The organism is Microbacterium sp., from assembly GCF_047602155.1.
Classification (GTDB): Bacteria; Actinomycetota; Actinomycetes; order Actinomycetales; family Microbacteriaceae; genus Microbacterium.
Map to the genome: position 1 here is coordinate 1,304,707 of NZ_JASGHZ010000001.1, position 23,304 is coordinate 1,328,010.

The 23,304-nt window shown below is 68.5% G+C and carries 21 protein-coding genes and 1 pseudogene; 12 read left to right on the forward strand and 10 right to left on the reverse strand.

All coding sequences use genetic code 11. From position 1 onward, the window contains the following. The first annotated feature begins 469 nt into the window (after positions 1-469). Complete coding sequence (locus tag QM720_RS06145; protein WP_415125261.1) at positions 470-3,667, forward strand: efflux RND transporter permease subunit; 3,198 nt, start codon at positions 470-472, stop codon at positions 3,665-3,667. A gap of 539 nt (positions 3,668-4,206) precedes the next feature. Here QM720_RS06145 and QM720_RS06150 read toward each other — a convergent pair. After that, positions 4,207-5,136, reverse strand: a complete 930-nt coding sequence (locus tag QM720_RS06150; RefSeq protein WP_415125262.1) for an aldose 1-epimerase family protein — start codon at positions 5,134-5,136, stop codon at positions 4,207-4,209. A 423-nt stretch (positions 5,137-5,559) separates the two neighbouring features. Here QM720_RS06150 and QM720_RS06155 point away from each other — a divergent pair, with 423 nt between their 5' ends. Beyond that, positions 5,560-7,863, forward strand: coding sequence for a DEAD/DEAH box helicase (locus tag QM720_RS06155; RefSeq protein ID WP_415125263.1), 2,304 nt, complete (start codon positions 5,560-5,562; stop codon positions 7,861-7,863). Here QM720_RS06155 and QM720_RS06160 read toward each other — a convergent pair. After that, positions 7,864-8,905: pseudogene (locus tag QM720_RS06160) on the reverse strand (Rv2578c family radical SAM protein). An 87-nt stretch (positions 8,906-8,992) separates the two neighbouring features. On the opposite strand from QM720_RS06160, the gene QM720_RS06165 reads away from it, so the two are divergent. The 4 genes from QM720_RS06165 (at position 8,993) to QM720_RS06180 (ending at position 11,960) form a co-directional block, all read left to right on the forward strand. Continuing rightward, on the forward strand, positions 8,993-10,024 hold the full coding sequence (locus QM720_RS06165; RefSeq protein ID WP_415125264.1) for a M15 family metallopeptidase: 1,032 nt from the start codon (positions 8,993-8,995) through the stop codon (positions 10,022-10,024). 102 nt (positions 10,025-10,126) lie between these two features. Continuing rightward, positions 10,127-11,290: an acyl-CoA dehydrogenase family protein gene (locus QM720_RS06170; RefSeq protein WP_415125265.1), complete on the forward strand. Its 1,164-nt coding sequence runs from the start codon at positions 10,127-10,129 to the stop codon at positions 11,288-11,290. Between the two features lie 80 nt (positions 11,291-11,370). Beyond that, entirely contained in the window at positions 11,371-11,592 is a 222-nt protein-coding gene (locus QM720_RS06175; protein WP_415125266.1) for a ribbon-helix-helix domain-containing protein, read from the forward strand. Continuing rightward, positions 11,589-11,960 (forward strand): type II toxin-antitoxin system PemK/MazF family toxin, encoded by a 372-nt coding sequence (locus QM720_RS06180; protein ID WP_415125267.1) that lies wholly within the window; start codon positions 11,589-11,591, stop codon positions 11,958-11,960. The genes QM720_RS06175 and QM720_RS06180 overlap by 4 nt, the downstream gene beginning before the upstream one ends. A 130-nt stretch (positions 11,961-12,090) precedes the next feature. Here QM720_RS06180 and QM720_RS06185 read toward each other — a convergent pair whose 3' ends face one another. Further along, positions 12,091-12,603: a hypothetical protein gene (locus QM720_RS06185; RefSeq protein WP_415125268.1), complete on the reverse strand. Its 513-nt coding sequence runs from the start codon at positions 12,601-12,603 to the stop codon at positions 12,091-12,093. A gap of 203 nt (positions 12,604-12,806) precedes the next feature. Then, entirely contained in the window at positions 12,807-13,310 is a 504-nt protein-coding gene (locus QM720_RS06190) for a hypothetical protein (RefSeq protein ID WP_415125269.1), read from the reverse strand. Positions 13,311-14,296: 986 nt separating this feature from the next. On the opposite strand from QM720_RS06190, the gene QM720_RS06195 reads away from it, so the two are divergent. The 6 genes from QM720_RS06195 to QM720_RS06220 all read left to right on the forward strand — a co-directional run bounded on the left by QM720_RS06195 (position 14,297) and on the right by QM720_RS06220 (position 18,211). Further along, a complete protein-coding gene (locus QM720_RS06195) occupies positions 14,297-14,995 on the forward strand; it encodes a hypothetical protein (RefSeq protein ID WP_415127829.1) in 699 nt (232 codons plus the stop codon). Between the two features lie 3 nt (positions 14,996-14,998). Beyond that, positions 14,999-15,598, forward strand: a complete 600-nt coding sequence (locus QM720_RS06200) for a hypothetical protein (RefSeq protein ID WP_415125270.1) — start codon at positions 14,999-15,001, stop codon at positions 15,596-15,598. A 7-nt stretch (positions 15,599-15,605) separates the two neighbouring features. Beyond that, positions 15,606-16,193, forward strand: coding sequence for a hypothetical protein (locus QM720_RS06205; protein ID WP_415125271.1), 588 nt, complete (start codon positions 15,606-15,608; stop codon positions 16,191-16,193). Positions 16,194-16,242: 49 nt separating this feature from the next. Then, complete coding sequence (locus tag QM720_RS06210; RefSeq protein ID WP_415125272.1) at positions 16,243-16,830, forward strand: hypothetical protein; 588 nt, start codon at positions 16,243-16,245, stop codon at positions 16,828-16,830. A 146-nt stretch (positions 16,831-16,976) separates the two neighbouring features. Then, a complete protein-coding gene (locus tag QM720_RS06215; RefSeq protein WP_415125273.1) occupies positions 16,977-17,564 on the forward strand; it encodes a hypothetical protein in 588 nt (195 codons plus the stop codon). A 143-nt stretch (positions 17,565-17,707) separates the two neighbouring features. Next, positions 17,708-18,211: a hypothetical protein gene (locus tag QM720_RS06220; protein WP_415125274.1), complete on the forward strand. Its 504-nt coding sequence runs from the start codon at positions 17,708-17,710 to the stop codon at positions 18,209-18,211. 71 nt (positions 18,212-18,282) lie between these two features. Here the strand turns inward: QM720_RS06220 and QM720_RS06225 are convergent, their stop codons facing one another. The 6 genes from QM720_RS06225 to QM720_RS06250 all read right to left on the reverse strand — a co-directional run bounded on the left by QM720_RS06225 (position 18,283) and on the right by QM720_RS06250 (position 23,292). Beyond that, a complete protein-coding gene (locus QM720_RS06225; RefSeq protein WP_415125275.1) occupies positions 18,283-18,909 on the reverse strand; it encodes a hypothetical protein in 627 nt (208 codons plus the stop codon). An 86-nt stretch (positions 18,910-18,995) separates the two neighbouring features. After that, a complete protein-coding gene (locus tag QM720_RS06230) occupies positions 18,996-19,520 on the reverse strand; it encodes an ECF transporter S component (protein WP_415125276.1) in 525 nt (174 codons plus the stop codon). Between the two features lie 149 nt (positions 19,521-19,669). Beyond that, positions 19,670-20,491 (reverse strand): energy-coupling factor transporter transmembrane component T family protein, encoded by an 822-nt coding sequence (locus QM720_RS06235; protein ID WP_415125277.1) that lies wholly within the window; start codon positions 20,489-20,491, stop codon positions 19,670-19,672. Beyond that, complete coding sequence (locus QM720_RS06240; RefSeq protein WP_415125278.1) at positions 20,488-22,236, reverse strand: ABC transporter ATP-binding protein; 1,749 nt, start codon at positions 22,234-22,236, stop codon at positions 20,488-20,490. Before QM720_RS06240 ends, QM720_RS06235 begins: the two co-directional genes overlap by 4 nt. Positions 22,237-22,372: 136 nt before the next feature. Then, positions 22,373-22,921 (reverse strand): ECF transporter S component, encoded by a 549-nt coding sequence (locus tag QM720_RS06245; RefSeq protein WP_415125279.1) that lies wholly within the window; start codon positions 22,919-22,921, stop codon positions 22,373-22,375. A 74-nt stretch (positions 22,922-22,995) separates the two neighbouring features. Next, positions 22,996-23,292 (reverse strand): GNAT family N-acetyltransferase, encoded by a 297-nt coding sequence (locus QM720_RS06250; protein WP_415125280.1) that lies wholly within the window; start codon positions 23,290-23,292, stop codon positions 22,996-22,998. Positions 23,293-23,304: the final 12 nt, after the last annotated feature.

The window sequence follows — 23,304 nt, forward strand, 5'->3', positions numbered from 1 at the left end:
GCCAACCGGCGGCGGCGCGGCAAACGGCGGAGGTACCGCAGGCGGCGGGGGCACCGGTGGCGGCACGGAGGGGTCTGACATGGCCGAGCCTCTCTACGCGTGGACTCTCAGCATAGAAGTTCGGCAGATAGATACGGTCGCCCCGCGAGCGGAGCGAGACGAAACGCGCGGAGCCGTGAGAGCATCTCGTCTCGTCGCTTCGCTCCTCACGGGGCGACCGGGACCGCGTCTGCCCCGTTGCGCGTGCCAAAAGCAGGGCGAAACCGCCTGAGACCGCTCTGAAGAGCCGCTTTCGGTCGATCGGCCCTGCTTTTCGCACGCCTTCGCGAGTATCAGCGAGGCGACCGATCGGCGGAGCCGCTTATTCGCAACCGTCGGGTTATCCCCCTGTCGGCGGCCCGGCGGGTGCATGCGACAATGAACCGGATACAGCTCTGTATCGAATCCACCACACAGCAAGAGGTCATCCGTGTCGAACCTCGCCGTCCTGAGCCTGCGCAACCGTGCGCTCATCGCGCTCATCACGATCGTCGCCGCCGTCTTCGGCGGCCTCGCGCTGACGAGCCTCAAGCAGGAGCTCATCCCCTCGATCGAGTTCCCGCAGCTGTCGATCGTCTCGACCTACCCGGGCGCCTCGCCCGACGTCGTGAACAACGACGTCTCGACGCCGATCGAGACGTCGATCCAGGGCATCCCGGGGCTCGAGTCGACGACGGCGACGAGCACGACCAACGCCTCGATCATCCAGGCGTCGTTCACGTACGGCACCGACCTCGCGACGGCCGAGCAGAAGATCCTGCAGGCGATCAACCGCATCAAGTCGACCCTGCCCGACGGCGTCGACCCGAACGTCATCTCGTTCTCGATCGACGACTTCCCGGTGATCGCGCTCGCCGTCACCGGCTACTCCGACGAGCAGACGATCCAGGCGCAGCTCGAGGCGAGCGTCGTACCCGACCTCGAGGACGTCGCCGGGGTCAGCGCCGTCGCGATCGTCGGCGGTCAGGGTCAGCGCGTCACGATCACCCCGGATGCCGGAAAACTCGCCGCCGCCGGCTTCACCCAGGCCGCCATCACCGATGCGCTGACACAGAACGGCATCCTCTTCCCCGGAGGATCGGTGACCGAGGGCGACCAGTCGCTCACGGTGCAGACCGGCGTGGGGCTCGCCTCGGTCGACGAGATCGCCGCGCTGCCGCTCGTGCCGTCGACGCCGGAGCAGGCGGCATCCGGCGCCCTCACGATCGCCGACGTCGCGACCGTCGCACTCGGCCAAGACCCCGTCACGTCGATCTCACGCGTAGGCGGCGAACCCGCCCTGACCCTCTCGATCACGAAGCTCCCGTCCGCCAACACCGTCGACGTCAGCCGCGGCGTCACCGCCCTGCTGCCCGAGCTGCAGAAGGCGATCGGCGAAGACGTCACCTTCACCGTCGTGTTCGACCAGGCGCCCTACATCCAGCAGTCCATCGAATCGCTCGCGCAGGAGGGCCTGCTCGGCCTCGTGTTCGCCGTCCTCGTGATCCTCGTGTTCCTGCTGTCGGTGCGTTCGACGCTCGTCACGGCGATCTCGATCCCGACGAGCGTGCTGATCACCTTCGTCGGCATCCAGGCGTTCGGTTACTCGCTCAACATCCTCACGCTCGGCGCCCTGACGATCGCGATCGGCCGCGTCGTCGACGACTCCATCGTCGTGATCGAGAACATCAAGCGCCACTACGTGGGGGATGCCGACAAGCTCCGTTCGATCCTCCTCGCCGTGCGCGAGGTCGCCGCCGCGATCACGGCGTCGACCATCACGACCGTCGCCGTGTTCCTCCCGATCGCGTTCGTCGGCGACATGACCGGCGAGCTGTTCCGCCCGTTCGCGATGACCGTCACCATCGCGATGAGCGCCTCGCTGTTCGTGGCGCTCACGATCGTGCCGGTGCTCGCGTACTGGTTCCTGCGGCCGGGCATGCCGATCGTCGATGCCGAGGGCGACGCGATCGACCCCGAAGACCCGGCAGCGCCGCCGAGCCGTCTGCAGCGCGCGTATCTGCCGATCCTCACCTGGACCCTCAAGCACTCCTGGGTCACGCTGCTGCTCGCCGTGCTCGTCCTCGGCGGCACGATCGCCGCCGCGCCCCTCATGAAGACCAACTTCCTCGGCGACAGCGGCCAGAACACCTTCACCGTCACGCAGCAGGTCGCGCCCGCCGCGAGCCTCGACGCCGAGGATGCCGCGGCCCAGAAGGTCGAGAAGGTGCTGCTCGGCGTCGACGGCATCGAGACCGTGCAGACCTCGATCGGCTCGAGCGGTTCGGCGCTGCGCGACGCGTTCAGCGGCGGGGCCGGGGGCATCACCTACTCCATCACGACCGACCCGGATGCCGACCAGCTCGCCGTCCGGGGCGACGTCACCGCGGCGCTCGCGCAGCTCGACGACGTCGGCACCGTCACGGTCTCGGCGGCGCAGGGCGGCTTCGGCTCGAGCGACATCGAGGTCGACGTCACCGCACCTTCCGCCGACGCGCTGCAGCAGGCGACGGATGCCGTCGTCACGTCCCTCGACGGCAAGGACGACATCGGCCAGGTCACCTCGAACCTGTCGGCGTCGCTGCCCTACGTCGCCGTCACCGTCGATCGCGGCAAGGCCGCGGCGCTCGGGCTGTCGGAGGGCGCCGTGGGCGCCCTCGTGTCGAACACGATGCAGCCCACCGGCGCCGGCTCGGTGGAGATCGACGGCACGGCGCTGACGGTGTATCTGCAGGCGGCATCCGTCCCCGGCACGATCGACGAGCTCAGGGCGATGGAGATCCCGTCGTCGGCCGGCATGATCCGCCTCGACGCGGTCGCGACCGTCGAGCAGAGCCAGGGCCCGACGTCGATCACGACCCAGCGCGGGCACCGCACCGCGACCGTGACGGTGAGCCCGTCGACCGACGACCTCAACGCCGCGTCGGCGACGGTCATGGCGGCGCTCGAAGACGTCGCGCTGCCCACCGGCGCGAAGGCGTCGATCGGCGGCGTGCTGACTCAGCAGCAGGATGCCTTCGGCCAGCTCGGTCTCGCGATGCTCGCCGCGATCCTCATCGTCTACATCGTCATGGTGGCGACCTTCAAGTCGCTGCGTCAGCCGCTGCTGCTGCTCGTGTCGGTGCCGTTCGCGGCGACCGGTGCCATCCTGCTGCAGATCGTGACCGGGGTGCCGCTGGGCGTCGCGTCGCTGATCGGCGTGCTGATGCTCATCGGCATCGTCGTGACCAACGCGATCGTGCTCGTCGACCTCGTCAACCAGTACCGGTCGAAGGGCCTGTCGGCGCACGACGCGACGGTCGCCGGTGGCGCGCGCCGCCTGCGCCCGATTCTCATGACGGCGCTCGCGACGATCTTCGCGCTCACGCCGATGGCGCTCGGCATCACCGGTCATGGCGGGTTCATCTCGCAGCCGCTCGCGATCGTCGTGATCGGCGGGCTCATCTCGTCGACCGTGCTGACCCTGCTCGTGCTGCCGACCCTGTACAACCTCGTCGAGGGGGCGCGTGAGCGCCGCGTCGCGCGACGCGGTGGCGACGCGGCGGCAGATGCGGGCCCGGACGGTTCTGCCGGCGGGCCGGATGCTGCGCCCGATGCGGGTGCCGCGGCATCCGCGCCCGTCTCGCGCCGGGCGCTGCGCGCCCACTGATCCGCCTCAGCCCCGCTGCCCCCGTCACCCCGTTACCCCTGTTACCCGCGAAACCTCGCAAATGTCCGCGACACGCCGTGCTGTGCCGGCCAAAGCGCGACATTTGTGAGGTTTCGCGGGGGACGGGGCGCGGGGGATCGGGCGGGGAGGGGAGCTGTTCGGGTCAGCCACCCTCCCCGAGCCCGTGGGTTCTCCGGGGGGAGGAGAGCGGGATCAGAGGCCGGGGGAGCCTACTGACACCCAGATGATGAATGCCCATGCTGCGACAGTAAGGGGGGTGCTGAGCAGCAGGCCGCGCAGTGCCGGTGCGGTGATCTCGGTCTGGGGGGACGAGAGCCGTTCGTACACAATGTCGGCCGGGCGGGGGGAGTCGGCTACGACGATTGCCGGGGGGTGCAACGTCATTAGAATCCTTTCATCTAGGACCACACTACGGGATTTCTGGAGGAACGCAATGTAAAATTTTTGAGTCACCTGTATGCGTTCAGATAATTCTGTTTCTTGCGCACGATGCCGGTTGCTGATACATACCCCGCGGGTCACGATGTCGCGAACGAGACTCCCCACTGCAGAGTCCACGATTCGCCGGGAACGAGGCGGCGCAGTCCCCGCCCGGAGTTGAAGGCGTCGGCGGGCGCGGTCATCGGCTCGACCGCGACGGCGAGCGGCTGCCCGGGATAGCGATCGGTCGTGAAGACCTGTACGTAGTCGAAGCCCTCGCTCTGCCACAGCGTGACCGCGCGACCGTCGGGGGCGGTCAGGGTCGTACGGCTGCGGCCATCGGGATCGCGCTCGAGCCGTGTATAGGCGGTGTCGAGCGCGAGATCGCCCAGGCGCCGGCCCGCCCTCAGGTCGTTGGTCGCCTCGACGGGGGCTTCCGAGACGGGGATCTTCTGCGCGTCGGTCGTGAACGCGGTGGCTCCGGATGCCGCGATCACGAGCTCGGCCGTCGGTGCGGACTCGATGAACAGGAACGGGTGGGCGCCCACCGCGACGGGTGCCTCTCCCGCGCCGGCATTCGTGATCTCGTGGGTCACGTCGATGCCCATGCCGGTCACGGCATATGTCACGCGGGTGTCGAGGAGGTAGGGGTATCCGGTCTGCGGGAAGATGCGCGCGACCAGGGTGACGGCATCCGTCGTCTCGGGCGGTGTCGTCTCCTGCTCGTAGGGCGCGAATCGCAGCAGGCCGTGGGAGGCGTTGCCGAGCGCGGGTTCGGTGATGGCGAGCTGGCGCGGCGTGCCGTCGTCGTTCCAGCGGCCGTCGCGGACGCGGTTGGGCCACGGCACGAGCACGATGCCCGAGGCGCTCGGCGTCGCCGTGCCGGCGGGATACGGCGGAACCAGACCGACGCCGGCGACGGTGAGGGCGCGCAGCGCGGCCCCGACCTGGGTGATCGTCGCCGTGACGCGGCCGTCGGCCGAGATGAGGGCGAATTGCCGGCCGGTGGGGTCGAGTGCTGCGGTCATGGCTCCCATTGTGGCGCCCGCTGTGACGTCCGGCGCCCGTTCGGTCGCGGCGATTTGCGGGTCGTCGGCCGACACACTCGCAAAACGCCGCGACTGAACAGGTGGGGATGCCGGTGAACAGGTGGGGATGCCGGTGAGCAGGGGGGATGCCGGTGAACGGGTGGGGATGCCGGGCGGGTTCACAGACTCGACCGGTACAGTGGGGTGGTCGGCTCTGGACACCGCGCGTGCGCGGAGGGGTGTGTGAGTCCCTTGTGAGTCCTAGGGGGCCGATGGTGGGAGCGAATCCGCTCCGACGACCATCACTGTGAATGGCCCCCGGCCGACGGATGTCCGGGTAACTCCTCGCCGCGTGTGCGGCCGCGCTCGCATGCGCGAAGTGGAGTGCTGTTCTCGCACGAGACAACCCAGAAGGACACTCCCATGCCCAAGAACAAGAAGCCGGCCGGCGGCCGCGCCCAGAACTTCGAGCCGCGCTACGGCAAGAAGACCTCCTACCAGGACGCCAAGCGCCGCCCCGGACAGTCGTCCGCCGGCACGCCCGGCAGCAAGAGCCCGGGCCACCGCGGATACCGCGCCGCCGAGGCCCCGGCGGAGGCACCCGCGAAGAAGCAGCGCTGGACCGCGCAGGAGCGGGCCGGCCGCGACGAGGCTCGCGGCATCCGGACCCACGCGCGCGACGACCGCCCGCGTCGCGACGACCGTCCCGCCCGCAGCTTCGACGACCGTCCGCGTCGGGAGTACGGCGACCGTCCTGCCCGCTCGTTCGACGACCGCCCGCGTCGCGACGACCGTCCCGCCCGCAGCTTCGACGACCGTCCGCGCCGCGATGACGACCGTCCGCGCCGGGAGTACGGCGACCGTCCCGCGCGCTCGTACGATGACCGTCCGGCCCGCTCGTACGGCGACCGCCCGGCTCGCAGCTACGACCAGCCCCGCGGCGAACGTCAGCCCCGCGACGACCGTCGCACCTTCGGTGATGCCCGTCCGTCGTTCCGCGACGACCGTCCGCGTCGCGATGACGACCGTCCGCGCCGCGAGTACGGCGACCGCCCCGCCCGCTCGTTCGACGACCGTCCGCGTCGTGACGACGACCGCCCGCGTCGCGAGTACGGCGATTCGTCCTCCCGCGACGGCGTGCGCTCCTCTCGGTCGTTGAGCGAGGGCGCGGAGCGCCCGAGACGAAACGCGGCGACCAACCGTGATGCCAACCGCACGGAGCGTTTCGTCTCGCCTGCGGCTCGCTCAACGTCCGGCACCCGCCGCGGCTACGACGACCGGCCCGCGCGCAGCTACGACGACCGCCCGCGCCGCGACGATCGCGACCGCTACGGAGACCGCGACCGCCGTCCGGCCGGTGCCCCCTCCGCCGGCAACCGCTCCGATTGGGCCCACGCGCCCGGAGGCTCCGCGCGGCGCGCCGGCGACGCGTGGAGGGGGCGTGGGGAGAATGCGGACACGAAGGCGCGCGCGTTCGAGGAGCACGTCGACGTCGTGCACGAGAAGCTGCAGGCCGAGGCCGTGCAGGCCGAAGAGGTCGCCGGGGTGACCTTCGGCAGCCTCGGGCTCGGCGACAACATCGTCCGCACGCTCGCCGACCTCGGCGCCGAGACGCCGTTCCCGATCCAGGCCGCCACGGTCCCGCCGATTCTCGAGGGCAAGGACGTGCTCGCCCGCGGCCGCACCGGTTCGGGCAAGACGATCGCGTTCGGCGCACCGCTGGTCGAATCGATCCTGCGTAGCCAGGCCGGTCAGCGTCGCGAATTCGGCCGGTCGCCGAAGGCGCTCGTGCTCGCCCCCACCCGCGAGCTCGCGCTGCAGATCGACCGCACCATTCAGCCGATCGCCCGCAGCGTGGGCCTGTTCACGACGCAGATCTACGGCGGCGTGCCGCAGGCGCGCCAGGTGGGTGCGCTGAAGAAGGGCGTCGACATCATCATCGGCACCCCCGGCCGCATCGAGGATCTCATCGAGCAGGGCAAGCTCGACCTCTCCGAGGTGCGCATCGTCGTGCTCGACGAGGCCGACCACATGAGCGAGCTCGGCTTCCTCGAGCCGATGCAGCGCATCCTCCGCCTCGTGGAGGATGGCGCGCAGAAGCTGCTCTTCTCGGCCACGCTCGACCGCGAGGTCGCGGCCCTCGTCGACGAGTTCCTCGTCGAGCCGGCCGTCTACGAGGTCGCCGGCGAAGACCAGGACTCGGGCACGATCGAGCACCGCGTGCTCGTGATCGACCACCGCGACAAGGCCGACATCCTCGCATCGCTCGTCGACCGCGACGGCAGAACGCTCGTCTTCGCCCGCACGCGCGCCTACGCCGAGATGCTCGCCGAGCAGTTCGACGACGAGGGCATCCACGCCGTCGCCCTGCACGGCGACCTCAACCAGGCCAAGCGCACGCGCAACCTGGAGCGGCTGACCTCAGGGCGCGTCAACGTGCTGGTGGCGACGGATGTCGCGGCCCGCGGCATCCATGTCGACGACATCGATCTCGTGATCCAGGCCGACGCGCCCGACGAGTACAAGACGTACCTGCACCGCTCGGGCCGCACCGGTCGCGCGGGGCGCAGCGGCACCGTCGTGACGCTCATCACGCGCCAGCGCCGCCGCCGCATGACCGAGATGCTCGAGCGCGCCGAGATCGACGCGCCGTTCGAAGACGTCCGCCCCGGCGACGACCTGCTCGAGGAGCTCGCCGGTCGCCAGCTGGCCACCCCCGACGCCTGATCAGAACAGGGTCTCGGCGGCGCGGCCGCGTGCGGTCGTGATGATCGGACTCGGCCGCGCACGCCGAGGTCCGACGTCCTCGTCGGGCCGCCCGGCAAGGCCATGGCGCCGCAGCAGCGGCCGCACGCGGGCGGCGAGCAGACGTCGATAGCCGACGGGCGCCGTCACGGCGGCGCCCGGATACAGTCCGCGATACAGCGGCATCAGCTCGGGTCGCGCGCGTTCCAGCCACGCGAGGAACCACTGTTTCGCTCCGGGCCGCAGGTGCAGCGCGCCGAAAACGATGCGCGCGGCCCCGGCATCCGCGATCCGGCGCACGGCGTCGTCGAGCTGGTCGGGCGCTTCCGTCAGGTGCGGCAGGATCGGCATGAGGAACACCGTCACGCCGAACCCCGCCTCGGTTGCCGCACGCACGGTGTCGAGCCGCGCCGCGGCGTGCGGGGTGCCGGGCTCGACGAGCGCCTGCAGCGCGTCGTCGAAGATCGCGACCGACATCGCGAGCGACACGGGCACGGATGCCGCGGCATCCTGCAGCAACGGCAGATCGCGGCGCAGCAGCGTGCCCTTGGTCAGCACCGAGAACGGCGTGCCGCTGCTCGCGAGCGCCGCGATGATCTCCGGCATGAGACGGTACCTGCCCTCGGCGCGCTGATACGGGTCGGTGTTGGTGCCGAGGGAAGACGGTTTCGCGCTGCCACTGCGGCGCGGCCAGTTCGCGCCGCAGCACCTCGGCGACATTGACCTTCACGACGATCTGGCTGTCGAAGTCATGCCCGGCATCGAGGTCGAGGTAGGTGTGCGTGTTGCGCGCGAAACAATAAACACAGGCATGACTGCAGCCTCGGTAAGGGTTGATCGTCCAGTCGAAGGGCATCGCCGACGAGGCGGGCACGTGGTTCAGCGCAGACTTCGCGAGCACCTCGTGGAAGGTCATGCCCTGAAACTCCGGCGTCGAGACCGAGCGCACGAGACCAGACATCTGCTCGAGTCCGGGCAGCGCAGCGGGATTTTCCCGATCGATTGTTTGTCCGTACCAGCGCATGCAAATATCAGAACATAAATACGAAACTTACGCAAGAGGGGGTCTCGGTAGCGGGGAATCCGGAGGATCGCGGGGGACAATGGGCGGGTGCCGGACTCCGACCCGCTGACGAACCCGACGTCGCGCCGCGCTGCGCGTCGCGCGGCGGACGCCGCGGCGGCCGGTGAGCATGCGCAGCATGCGCGCGTCGCCCGGGCGCGGCTGCTCGGGCGCTGGTTCGCCGTCGTCGCCGCAGTCGTCCTGGTGGCGGGCGGCGCCGTGGCCGTGACGGCCGCACTCGCGGGGCCGCACGTCGGCGCCGATCACCGCACGACGGACGGTGCGCAACAGGCGCCGCCGCTTCCCGACGCGCCGGCTGCGACCGCCATCCCGGCCCCGGCGCAGACCGGGGTGACGGCGGCGTCGTGCGACGACCCCGCCGTCGCCGCGGCGATCGCCGGGGGCACCGACGCCGACGTGATCGCGGCGTTCGGCGGGGCGGCGGCGTTGCGCGCGGCGGTCGCCGGCGGCACGGCGCCGTGCATCGACCTCGCGGAGGGTCGCCGCACGTGGGTCGTCGTCAACAAGCAGCGTCCGCTCACCCCGGTCGACTACGTGCCCGATTCGCTCGTGACGCCGGAGGGCATCCGGCAGGTGTCCGGCGGATCGGTGCGCGCCGATGCCGCGGCCGCGCTCGCGCAACTCGCCGCCGCGAGCGTCGCGGAGGGCGCCGGCGAGGTCGCCATCAACAGCACGTATCGCTCGTACTCCTCGCAGCAGCGCATCCACAACGGGTACGTCCTTTCGCTCGGCGAGGCCGGAGCAGACCTGCAGAGCGCGCGGGCCGGCTTCAGCGAGCACCAGACCGGTCTCGCGATCGACCTCGAGGCCTGCAGCAGCGGCGGATGCAGCGGCCTCGAGGGCTTCGGCGGCACCACCCAGGCCGACTGGGTCGCCGCCAACGCGTGGCGGTTCGGCTTCATCGTCCGCTACGAAGACGGCTACACCGGCACGACCGGCTACGAGTGGGAGCCGTGGCACATCCGCTACCTCGGCCCCGAGCTCGCCCAGGCGTACCACGACGGCGGATTCCACACCCTCGAGGACTTCTTCGGCCTGCCCCCGGCGCCGGACTACTGACACGCACCGGTGAAACCCAGTACCATGGATGCTGGGATGCAATGCCACAGTGGGATGCCACGTGGCATCCATCGAGGCTCGAGGACGAGAGGACGGCGCACCATGGAACGCGACATCTACGACGAGGATCACGAGGCGTTCCGCGACGTCGTCAAGGAGTTCATCAAGCGCTACGCCACCGAAGACAAGCGCAAGCAGTGGGATGCCGCGGGCGAGGTCGACCGCGCGACGATGCTCGCGGCGGGCGAGGCCGGCATCATCGGGCTGTCGGTGCCGGAGGAGTTCGGCGGCGCCGGCATGCTGCAGGACTACCGCTTCCGCGCGATCGTGCTGGAGGAGACCGTCGGCGCCGGGCTCGGGTCGCTCGCGGGGGCGCTCGGCATCCAGGACGACCTCGCCATCCCGTACATCGTGCACATGGGCACGCCGGCGCAGAAGGAGAAGTGGCTGCCCGGGATGGCGACCGGCGAGATCCTCGGCGCGCTCGCGATGACCGAGCCGGGGGCCGGCAGCGACCTGCGCGGCATCAAGACGACGGCGAAGAAGGTCGACGGCGGCTACCTCGTCAACGGGGCGAAGACGTTCATCTCGTCGGGCAAGACGGCCGACATGGTCGTCACGTTCGTCAAGACGGGTGAGGGGAACCGGCCGGATGCGTTCAGCCTGCTGATCCTCGAGGACGGGATGGAGGGCTTCGACCACAGCAAGAAGCTCGAGAAGATGGGCTTCCACGGCTGGGATACCGCCGAACTGTCGTTCACCGACGTGTTCGTGCCCGACGAGAACCTCATCGGCGGAGCCGAGGGCCAGGGCTTCGTGCAGCTCATGATGAACCTGCCGCTGGAGCGCCTGTCGATCGGCGTCGCCGCCGCCGCGGCCGGCGAGGCGGCGTTCGTGTGGACGCGCGACTACACCCTGAGCCGGGAGGCGTTCGGGCAGCCCATCGCCGATTTCCAGAACACCCGCTTCCGCCTGGCAGACATGGCGACGACGGTGGATGTCATGTGGGCGTACATCGACCGCGCGATGCTGCTCTACAAGGACAAGAAGCTCACTCCCGAGGAAGCGGCGAAGGTGAAGTTCTGGGCCACCGACCGCGAATGGGAGCTGCTGGATGTCGGCGTGCAGCTGCACGGCGGCTACGGCTACATCACGGAGTACCCCATCGCCCGCGCCTTCCTCGATGCCCGGGTGCACCGCATCTACGGCGGCACGAACGAGATCATGCGCGACATCGTGAGCCGCCAGATCGTCGGCAAGCGGTAGCGCGTTCAGTCGCCGATAGATGCCATGAGCCCGTGACAGACGCCGTAGCAGCGTCGGTAGCAAGAAAGTAGGATGTTGCCATGAGTCACGCCAAGGTCAGCCTCAGCCTCGATGACGCCGACATTGCGTTCCTTGACCGTGAGACCATTTCTGGCCGGTACTCGTCCCGGTCGGCGGCGGTACAGGATGCCGTTCGTCTCCTGCGCGAGAGCCGCCTCGCTGATGCGTACGCCGAGGCATATGGCGAGTGGGACGAGTCCGCCTGGGACACCGCCGTCGCGGACGGACTCGCGTCGGCGTGATCGGCGCATCCATCCCGCTGCTGCGACGCGGACAGATCGTGACGGTATCGCTCGATCCCGCAGTGGGGTCAGAGGCCGCGAAGACTCGACCGGCCGTCATCGTGAGCAACAACGCGGCCAATGCGATCACGTCGCGCAGCGGTCGCGGGACTGTCACCGTCGTGCCGTTGACGTCGAACGTGAACGTCGTGCATCCGTTTCAGGTACGGTTGCCCGCTGTCGAAACCGGTCTGCCGCAAGATTCGAAAGCCCAGGCCGAGCAGGTACGCACCGTGGCGGCCGAGCGGATCGTGGCGCCGATCGGCTGGGTTCCGGCCGAACTCATGGGCGGGATCGACGAGGCGCTACGCGTCCATCTCTCGCTCTGACTCTGCGACCACGGCGACGGCGTGTCGGCTTACCTGCTACCCGCTACCCGCTGGCAGCACCGGACGGCCCGACGCGGCCGACTTGTTCGACGACCAGCGGGCTGCTGCGCGTCGTGCCGTTCCTGCGAGGTCAGCCGGCGAGATCCTCGCGCTTGTGCGACGACGTCGTGGCGACGTTGACGATCTTGTCTCCGTCGACGCTGAAGACTCCGTAGCCGGCTCCGTTCACGAGGTAGGAGCCGTCCTCAGCGTGATTCAAGGCGAGCACATACCGCGTTCCCGCGCTGAGTGTGGCGTACGCCCTCTCGATGGCGTAGGTCTCGGTCAGCTTCTCGCGCTCGGCCTGCGTGAGGTTGGTCAAGCCTCGCTTCTCGTTCGTCTCTTTCGTAGAAGCCTCGAACACCTGCTGCAACGTCACCGTGCCGCCCGCGATGTAGACGCTGAACTCGGGCACCTTGTCTGTGTTCCCCTTGATCGTGTCGACTGCTCGAACCTGGATGGCGGTGTACGGATAGGGGTCACCAGGGCTGAGGAACACGCCGCGATCGGCAACCGATACCACTTCGACATCGACGACGACTTCCGAGTGGCGTGCGAGTTCGTGCGCGTCGGCCACATCGAACACCCACGACGGCGACAGCACGACGTCCGCGTCAGGCGGTGCCGCAATGTCGGTGGGTGGCTCTGACCGGGGTTCTGTGGATGATCCGAGGGTTTGCGGCGAGGTGACTGCAGATTCCGTCGATCTCACGTCCCCGGCGCATCCGGTAAGCATGACGAGCAACGTGAATGCAGCGGTGGACGTGAGAAGTCGCTTCATGTTTCGGTCCCTTGCGGCAGTCACGCTCACGCATCAGGGTCGCTGAAGTAGTCCGCAGCGGGGCCATCGGGGAACAGGCGGATGGTCTCGCCAGTGGAGAGCTCGAAAGAATCCCGGCGGTTGATCATCGCCAGCTGAACGTAGTCGATGCAGAACCGCTCGCCGATGCCCGTGAACGTGTCGCCGGGCGCGACGACATACTCGGTGAGGTCGTCGTTCGCGGTGCAGGTCGCGTGATCGCCGGGACCAGCATCCATTCGAGATCCCGTCATGGACCATTGCCATTCCCCGCCGTCGACCTTGTAGGCGTCGTAGCGCGCGTCGGTGGTGCAGACGTGCGTGCGGCCGGGAAGAACTTCGCCGGTCGCAGCGGTGCTTGGAACGGTCGCCTGCGCAACCGCACGAGGTGTAGTGGAAGGTGTGTTCTCCTGCCCCGCGTCGGCCGGGGCCGTTGCCGTGCACGAGGCCAGCGGCACAATCAGCACGAGGCCGGCGGTGAGGCCGGTCAGCTTCCTGGTGCTGGCACGCATGCGTCGCACGTTAGCATCCGGGACGGACGTCGCACTCGGTCAATAGGGTTCCAGCGCTGCGGGAGATCGGGCTGCTCCGGTATTCGCACGCGTCGCCGGACGCGGTCGCGTGCGAGTAGCATCCTGAGCATGAGCCTCGCGAATGCCTGCGTCACTCTCGACGCCGCGTACACCGAGGTGCCTGGTGGCGATGTGACATGGCTGATGCTTTGAGCGGGCCGCATCTCTGGGTGCTCGTCGCGAGCCTGCTCTACCTCGGGCTCGTCGTTGCCTCCGTCGTTCGTGCCGTCCGAATGACCAGACTCCCCCTCGTTGCGAGACTGATCTGGAGTGCCGTCATCCTCGCGATTCCCGTCGGCGGCCTGATCGTCTTCTGGTCGGCGCACTGGCCACACCGGGGGCATGCTTCTCCGGCTGACACCTGACTTATCGCTCGGGCTACCGGCTACCCCGGGCCGCACCAGTCGGCGCGGCGTGCACGACCTGCTCGACGATCAACGGCTCGGTATGCGTAGAAGGCATGATTGGGCAACGGCGGTGCGCAATCCGTATTTTGCGAAGCGGGCATTCGGTGAGGCGGTAGATGTCTATGCGGACCGAGTCGGCGGCGCTGCTGTGGGATGCCCTTGATGCGGCGAATTGCGGTCTGCGGCTTTCTCCGGTCGATTCGGTCGCACCGAGCACCCATCAAACTGACGCCAGGCGCACGTTCTGCTCATCGAGATGGCAGCGCGGTAGCGATACTCCCCGACCTCTTGTACGACGGTGTGCAAGCCCGCACTCGGCAGGTCGACTTGCCGGGCGACTCCCGACGTGTCGTCTTCACCGCCACGAGGGAGGCGGTGACGGAACACCCCGCGATGATCGCCGTTCGACACGACTCACGCGTGAGGTACGAAGCCGCGGTACCGCCGCATGGGTGGTTCTCCCCATCGCGGTGTGAAGCCCGGGTCTCTAGAGTCTCTTGAGGAGGTGTCGCCGTGGGGATGATGTTGCCGGATGAGTTGATCTGGGTGATGGAGAAGCTCGGCTTCGATTGGCCAGACATCGACGAGGACGAGCTTCGTCGGGGTGGAGAGATCGTCGGTACGTTCCGGGACGAGCTGGAAGGGCGTCTGCAGGCGGTCGACCGGAAGGTCAACGGTGATCTGGCGGCGGCGATGCGGGGCCAGGCGGGGCCGGCGTTCGTGGCGGCGTGGAACACGAATCGTTCGCAGAATCTGCAGCGGTTGCTGGATGCGATGGAGCCGGTGCGTCCGGGGATGGATGTTGCAGCGGCCGTGGTGCTGGGTCTGAAGGTCAAGGTGATCGCGGATATCACGTCCACGCTGGCTGTGTTGGTCGCGATGTTGACGAACCCGATCACCGCGGTGGGTGCCGGGCCGATGCTGTTGCTCAAGAAGAAGCTGCTCAACGCGGCCGTGGACATCGCGGTGGAGCAGGCTCTGAACCAGGTGCTGCCGATGGTTGTCGAGCCGCTGGCCGAACAGATCCCGGGATGGATCGCGGGGGCGCTGGATGCGCCGATGGTTGAGGCGGTGGTGGGCGATTCGGACGAGCTCTATGCGGATCTGGAGGCGTTGGAGCAGGCCGAGGGTGAACTCGGGATGTATGCCGACGATATCGAGACGCTGATCGATCGGCTCGGCGCCGATCTTTCCGGCCTGAACATCACGGGAGCCTGAGCGATGGGGAATGCGGGAGACATCGTTCGGCCCATCATCCGCGCACTCGATGACGTGCCGGTGAATCTGCGTCCGATCAAAGACGTGATCGTCAAGCTCAAGACCAAGAAGACCGGCGATCGCACGGGAGTGCGCGACCTCGACACGTTTGAGGGGCCGTCAGGCAATCCTCCGATCGTTCGGAGCCTCAATCCGCAGTGGCTGAATGACCGCCTCGATCGCAAGGATCTCCCGTTCTGGCGTCGACGCATGGCCGAGGGAGATCAGTTCAACTACCAGAACCGCCATCGCTATCCGCAGAACGAGGTCACGCTCGGCAACGGCAAGCGGCTGGACTCGTATCTCCCTGGGGACGAGATCGTCTCGCGCAAGAACACGCAACTCGACAGTGTTCGACCGGAGACCGCGAAATCTTACATCGACGAGATACTGAGCAAGTACGCACCCGGTACTCCGATCAGCGGCGGAGGTGAGTTGCGGGGGACTCCGATACTGGAGGTACCCGTGCAGAACGGTCCAGTGCCGCAGGCGATCATCGATCACGCCAATGGTAAGGAGCCGCGGGTGCTGATCCGGGATGTCCTGGGCACCATGTATAACTAGAGGCATCATGACGCAGCGTTATATCTATACCGACAAGGTCGGGGCGGGGCCGGAGCATCCGAAGAAGCGGTGGGGGCTGTTCAGCACCGAGTTGACGGTCGAGGAGGCGGCTGCTCGGTATGCGTTGAATGCGGTGAATCGTAGTGATTGGTTCGGGATCGTGTTGTTGGAGCCGGGGGAGGATCGTCCGCGCGCGTACTTGCAGATGTGCCCGCGTGCGAACGGCGTGGAACTCGACAAGCTGGGGCCGCATGGTTCGATTGAGGCGGCGTACAGTTGGGGTGCTTACTACGCACCAGCAGATCTGCAACCCTATGAAGGCGATGCGGACCGGGTCTTCCTTGGGGGGATGACGTGGCACGCATACCCCGACGAGAGTCGGTTTTATGATCGGGTACAGTCTCTGGGCCACGTGAACATGGAGTTCCGTCCTGACGGTTACGCGAAAGAAGACCAGGTTACGCGTCGTGGGTTTGGTCAGCCTTCCGATGTGGAGACGCGGGAGTTCCGTAACGTGGATGTTTCGGCGAATTGGTTTGCGATTCCGGAGTTCGGGGATTGGGAGGCGTTCTTCCATCCTGAGCCTGAGGGTTGAGGGTCTGCTGGTCGGGTGCTCTTGGGCGTCGTGTATTACTAGAGGCATCATGATGCGGCGTTATATCTATACGGACAAGGTGGGGGCGGGGCCGGAGCATCCGAAGAAGCGGTGGGGGTTGTTCAGCACCGAGCTCACGCCGGAGGAGGCTGAGGCTCGGTATGCGTTGAATGCGGTGAACCGCAGCGATTGGTTCGGGATCGTGCTGCTGGAGCCGGGCGAGGACCGGCCGCACGCGTACTTGCAGATGTGCCCGCGTGCGAACGGCGTGGTGTTGCATAAGCTCGGGCCGCAGGGTTCGATCGATGCCGCGTATGTGTGGGGCGCCTACTACGATCCACCCACACCCGCGCCGTATGTCGGGGATGAGAGCAAGGTCTTCCTCGGCACCATGATCTGGTACGCGTATCCGGATGAGGACCGGTTCTACGATCGGGTGGACTGCCCGGCCCACGTGAGCATGGATTTCGAACCGGACGGTTACGCGAAAGAGGACCAGGTCATACATCATGGGTTCGGTCAGCCTTCTGATGTGGAGACGCGGGAGTTCCGTAACGTGGATGTTTCGGCGAACTGGTTTGCGATTCCGGAGTTCGGGGATTGGGATGCGTTCTTCCATCCTGAGCCTGAGGGTTGACCTGATCGGGGTACGTTGACGGCGATCCGGATGATGGTTGATTTCCAGGGCGTCATCGGTCACTGAACGGGTTCGGATGGTCTTGCTGCTGCTTTGTTCGTGTGCTGGTCGGGTGCTCCTGGGCGCCGTGTATTACTAGAGGCATCATGATGCAGCGTTACATCTACACCGACAAGGTGGGGGCGGGGCCGGAGCATCCGAAGAAGCGGTGGGGGTTGTTCAGCACCGAGCTCACGCCGGAGGAGGCTGAGGCTCGGTATGCGTTGAATGCGGTGAACCGCAGCGATTGGTTCGGGATCGTGTTGTTGGAGCCGGGGGAGGATCGGCCACACGCGTACTTGCAGATGTGCCCGCGTGCGAACGGCGTGGTGTTGCATAAGCTCGGGCTGCAGGGGTCGATCGATGCTTCGTATGTGTGGGGCGCGTATTACGATCCGCCCAAACCTACGCCGTATGTCGGGGATGAGAGCCGGGTCTTCCTCGGGGGCATGACCTGGTACGCGTATTCGACGGATGAGCGTTTCCTCCGCAGGAATGAGTCAAACGGTCACGTGAGCATGGATTTCCGCCCTGATGGTTACGCGAAAGAAGACCAGGTTACGCGTCGTGGGTTTGGTCAGCCTTCCGATGTGGAGACGCGGGAGTTCCGTAACGTGGATGTTTCGGCGAACTGGTTTGCGATTCCGGAGTTCGGTGATTGGGATGCGTTTTTCCATCCTGAGCCTGAGGGCTGACATGATCGTGAGGGTCTGCTGGTCGGGTGCTCTTGGGCGCCGTGTGTTGCGAGGGGCATCATGATGCGGCGTTATATCTATACCGACAAGGTGGGGGCGGGCCTGAGCATCCGAAGAAGCGGTGGGGGTTGTTCAGTACCGAGTTGACGGTCGAGGAGGCGGCTGCTCGGTATGCGTTGAATGCGGTGAATCGTAGTGATTGGTTCGGGATCGTGTTGTTGGAGCCGGGGGAGGATCGTCCGCGCGCGTACTTGCAGATGTGCCCGCGTGCGAACGGTATTGAGTTGGGCAAGCTGGGGTCGCGGGGTTCGATCGATGCTTCGTATGTGTGGGGCGCGTATTACGATCCGCCCAAACCTACGCCGTATGTCGGGGATGAGAGCCGGGTCTTCCTCGGAGGCATGACCTGGTACGTGTATCCGGATGAGGACCGGTTCTACGACCGGGTGGACTGCTCGGCCCACGTGAGCATGGATTTCCGCCCGGACGGTTACGCGAAAGAGGACCAGGTCATACATCACGGGTTTGGTCAGCCTTCTGAGGTGGAGACGCGGGAGTTTCGCAACGTGGATGTTTCGGCGAACTGGTTTGCGATTCCGGAGTTCGGGGATTGGGATGCGTTCTTCCATCCCGAGCCCGAGGGTTGATCTCCCTGTCGGTCACTGAACGGGCTCCGCCGCGGCCGGACGGTTCCGGCCGGCGCCTGACGTCCCGCTCGCTACCTGCCGACAGCACCGGACGGTCCGGCGCGCCCGACCTGCTCGACGACCAGCGGGTTGCTGCGCGTGCCGCGGACGTCGTGGCGCTCCTGCGAGATGAGCCAGCCGAGCGGTGACAGCAGGGAGAGCGCCGCGAGACCGAGAGTGAGGAGCACGTTCCAGAGCGTTCCCCAGGCGGATGCCGTCCACTCCGGCATGCCCCATCCCCATCGCCGGGCGACGAAGGCCACCGTGACCGTCACCACGGCGAGCCCCGCGACGAGGGAGAGGGTGACTGCGATCAGCTCGTCTGCCATCCCGACCTGGGTGAGCGTCGCCGTGCACAGGAGCGCCGTCGATCCGGAGCGACTGTGCCAGTCGTTCGCCGCGGCGAACGCGAGGGCGATGCACAGCACGAGCGCCGCGAAGAAGCCCACGACCGATTGCCGGTCATCGACCCACGCGCCGACCGTGGTCAGCCACGCGGACGGGATCGCGAGCCAATCGAGCAGCGACCCCAACTGCGTCACCGGCGACACGTGCCTCAGATGGGCGCTGACGGCGACCACGAACAGCAGGCTGCACGTGAAGCGGTAGACGTTGTCGAGCGTCAGCTTGAAGAAGCGCTGCAGGAAGTCAGGTCCCATTGCCGGCCCCCTCCACTGAGAGTCCATGCCATGTCGTCGTGTTCATGGTGCGAAGCTATCGCGGGGCTCGGACATCGCGGACGGACTCAGCGCCGGCGGCGCGCCAGCCGGGCGACGCCCGCGGCGCGCAGCCGGTCGGCGACCAGCACGCCGAGGCCCACGCCCGCGAGGCACGACGCGAGCGTCAGGGCGAAGAACCCGACGACCGCGACCGGCGTCATCGCCCACAGGTCGAACGACTGCGCCGCCGCCACCGGGTAGACGATGCCCACGACTACCGCACCCGCCCAGTACTGCCACGTGCGCCAGAATCGGTAGAGCACCACGAGAAACGCGAGCTCCGCCATGAACCCCCACCACACCGCGGCCGCGAGGAACGGGAAGGCGACGAGCCCCGCGAGCACCCCCGTGAGGATTCCCGCGAAGGGACGCTCCAGCAACCGCAGCGCGATCGTGGACGGCAGCAGCCAGAGCCCGGCGCCGGCGACCGAGACGAACGGCGCTACAGCGAACACGGCGGTGGCGATCCAGCCCGCACCCCAGAACAGCACACCCCCGGCGACGCCGATCGCCGCGCACGTCAGCAGGTATGCGGTGCTCACCCGGCCCATCAGTGCGCCTCGGGCTGAGTCGGCTGTGACTTCGGCGCGGGAGACACGGCACCCACACGCCAGTAGCCGATGCCGTTTCGGGAAGCGGGCGCGACGACCGCGGAGAAGCGGGTCATGGGGATCCTTTCGTTCGGATGTCGGTGGGGCGCTTACGCGAATGCCCCGGGCGGGCTCCACGGGAAGAGGACGACGAGCACCACGGCGCTGACCGCCCAGAACGTCAGCACGAACACCGTGTCGCGAGCGCGCCACGGCACGAGGTGCCGCTCGGTGCGGTCGGGGTACGCGCCGAAGGCACGGGCATCCATCGCGAGCGCCACGCGCTCCGCATGCCGGATCGCGCCCGCCAGCAGCGGCACGATGTACCCCCACCAGCGCGCGACGGCGGCGAACGGCCCGCGGCCGCCGTGCGACCCGCGCACGCGGTGCGCCTGCCGGATGACGTCGAGCTCGTAGGCGAACCGCGGCACGAACCGGAACGCCGCCAGCGCCGTATACCCGACCCGGTACGGCACCCGCAGCTGCTGCACGCTCGCCCGCACGAGGTCGGGCCCCGTGGTCGTGAGCCCCGCGACGAGGGCGAGGGCGATGATCGCCGCGATCCGGATGCCGGTCGCCATCCCGATCCCGATGGCTCCGGCGTAGAGGGTCCAGCCGCCGAGCCGGAGGACGGCCGGGGTGGTGTCGACCAGCGCCGGGTCGGTCCACAGCGACATCGCCAGCCCGATGACCGCTGCCCCGGCCGGCAGCGCGATGAACACGAGCAGGGCGAGCCGCGCGGTGATCCGGGCACCGACCAGCAGAAGCAGCGCGGCGAGGGCCAGGAACACCGCCGGCGTCGCGAGGTCGCGCACGAAGATCAACACCGCCATCGCCGGGATCGGGGCGGCGAACTTCGCCAGGGGGTTGAGGCCGTACAGGAACCGCCCGCGTGCTTCGACCTCGGCCCAGGGGTCGGTGGCGGCGGTCACGGGGTCGCTCCCGGCTCGGCGCCGGGCAGGTCGGCAAGGCGCGTCACGCCCGCGAGCGGCGGATGCCGCTGCAACCCCGCGAACGCACGTCGCAGGGGCGGCATCCGCAGTCCCGCGGCGCGCAGCGCGGCCTCGGAGGCGAAGACGTCGGAGGTGGCGGCATCCATCGTGACGCGCCCCTCGCCCAGGACGATCGTGCGGTGCGCGTATTCGGCGACCAGCTGCATGTCGTGGGTCACGACGATGATGGTGGTGCCGGCGGTGTTGAGCTCCTGCAGCAGGTGCATGAGCTCGTCGGCGCGGGCGCGGTCCTGCCCGAAGGTGGGTTCGTCGAGGGCGAGGACGGGTGCGCCGGCGACGAGCGCCGTGCCCACCGACAGCCGCCGCTTCTGCCCGCCGGACAGCAGAAAGGGGTGCACGTCGGCCTTGTCGGCCAGCCCGAACCGGCGCAGCACGTCGCTCGCGCGCTCGCGCACCTCGGGCTCGGGCAGCCTCTGCAGCCGCAGGCCGTGGGCGAGCTCCTCGTACACGGTCGGCGCGATGAACTGGTGCTCGGGGTTCTGGAACACGAAGCCGATCCGCCGCGACAGCGCGCGCAGGCTGGTGCGGGCGACATCCACGCCGTCGACCCGGACCTGCCCCTTCGGCACGGGGACGACCCCGGCGATCGACTGCAGCAGCGTCGTCTTGCCCGTGCCGTTCGCGCCGACGATCGCGATGAACTCGCCCGCCGCGATGTCGAGGTCGATGCCGTGCAGGATCTCGGCGTGCCCGCGTCGCGTGCGCAGGCCGCGGACCCGGATGATCGGGTCATAACTCAGGCTGGATGGGGTCGAGGCCGCCTCCGGCACGGTCGCCGGCGCGATTCTGCCTGAGTTATGCGCCGCGGCGTCGGCGGCCTCCACGGCCGCGCGAAGCTCGGCGGGGTCGAGCGGCAACGGGTCGAGCGTCCAGCCGGCGGCGCGCAGGCGCAGCGCCGCGAGAGCCGACACCGGAAGCCAGACGCCGAGGGCGTGCAACTCGTCGGCGCGGGCGCGCAGCACCTCGTCGACGGTGCCGTCGGCGTACGTGCGCCCGTCGTGGTCGAGCACGACGACGCGGTCGGTGAGGCCGACGGCGGCGTCGAGGTTGTGCTCCACCAGCACGATCGCCCGGTCGCCGGTGGCGACGAGGTCGGCGAGTGCCGCATAGACCTCCTCGATGCCCTGCGGGTCGAGGTTCGCGGTGGGCTCGTCGAGGACGAGGAGCGGGGCATCCATCGCGAGCGCGCAGGCGATCGCGAGCCGCTGTCGCCCGCCCCCGCTGAGGTGGTCGGGGTTCTCCTGCCGCCGCTCCCACAGGCCGACACGGCGCAGCGCCGTCTCGGCGCGGGTGAGGACCTGGTCGACCGGCATCCGCAGATTCTCCGGCCCGAAGGCGACCTCGTCGAGCAGGGTTCCCGTGACGAGCTGCGCATCGGGATCCTGGAAGACCATGCCGACGCGCGTGCTCAGGATCGCGACCGGTGTCGTGGCGGTGTCGAGCCCGTCGACGGCAACCGCGCCGGTGAGGGTGGCGGGCACAGCGTGCGGAATCAGGCCGTTCAGCGCCAGCGCGAGCGTCGACTTGCCCGCTCCGCTGGGCCCGAGCAGCAGCACGACCTCGCCGCGCGCGACCTCGAAGGATGCCGCGGCAGGGGTGGCGGCATCCGTCCCCTCGTACCGGATGCCCAGCTCCCGCACGCGCAGCAACGGCCCGGGATCCACCCCTCCAACCTAGCCGCACCTCCCTGATGCCTTCCCGCGAGACTGCATCGGTGCACCGAGACAGCGGTTGCTCGCTGCAGTCTCGGTGCACGGATGCCGTCTCGCTGCGCAGCGGGGGCGACGGCGGGGCGGGGGGTCAGGCGCGCGGGCGGGCGACGCCGGCGCGGCGCAGCGCGGCGCCGATGCCCAGGCCGATCGCCGTCCACGCGATCGGGCCGCACACCGACAGGACGAGGTAGGCGATCTGCCCCCACGGCGGCAGCGCGCCCAGATGCGCCGCGAAGAAGACGACGACCGCGACCAGGATGCCGATCGCCACCGCCGAGATGAAGAATCGCCACGGCCCCCACGCGCGGTAGCGGGTGAGCGCGGCCACGCCCTCCTGGATCGCCCCGAACAGCAGCGCCGTCCCGATGAAGCGGCCCGCCCACACCGGGTTGAACGCGCTGGCCACGAGCGCGGCCATGACGTGGGTGACGATCGCGACCAGCGGCAGGCGCAGCACCTCCTGCGCGATGATGCCCGGCAGCACGTGCACGCCCAGCAGCAGTCCGTAGGCGAACGGGGCAACGAGGAGCAGACCCGGGGTCGCGAGACCCGCGATGCCGCCGACGATGCCCGTCGCGACGCCGATCGCGGCGCACACGAGCAGAACGCGCGTCGACAGGACTGTGCTCCGGGTCACGGACCCAGCGTACCCGTGCACCGTGGGTGCCTCGTCCGCCCGCTCGCCCTACTCCGGCCGGGCGTCGGGCCGGGTCAAGATCGCCGGTGCACCTTCAGGCCCGGCACGTCGTGCGTGTCGACGTATTTGACGACGAACGGGCACACCGGCACGACGGTCTCGCCGCGCGCGGCGGCATCCTTCATCGCGCCGCCGACGAGCGTCGAGCCCAGCCCGCGCCCGCCGTACGCCGGATCCACTTCGGTGTGCGGGAAGACCAACCGGCCTTCCTCGTCGGCGCGGAACTCGGTGAAGCCGGCGACGACCCCGTCGACGAGCACCTCGTAGCGGCCCTCGGCATCGTTGCGGACGACCTCGACCTCGTCGGACATGCGGACTCCCTT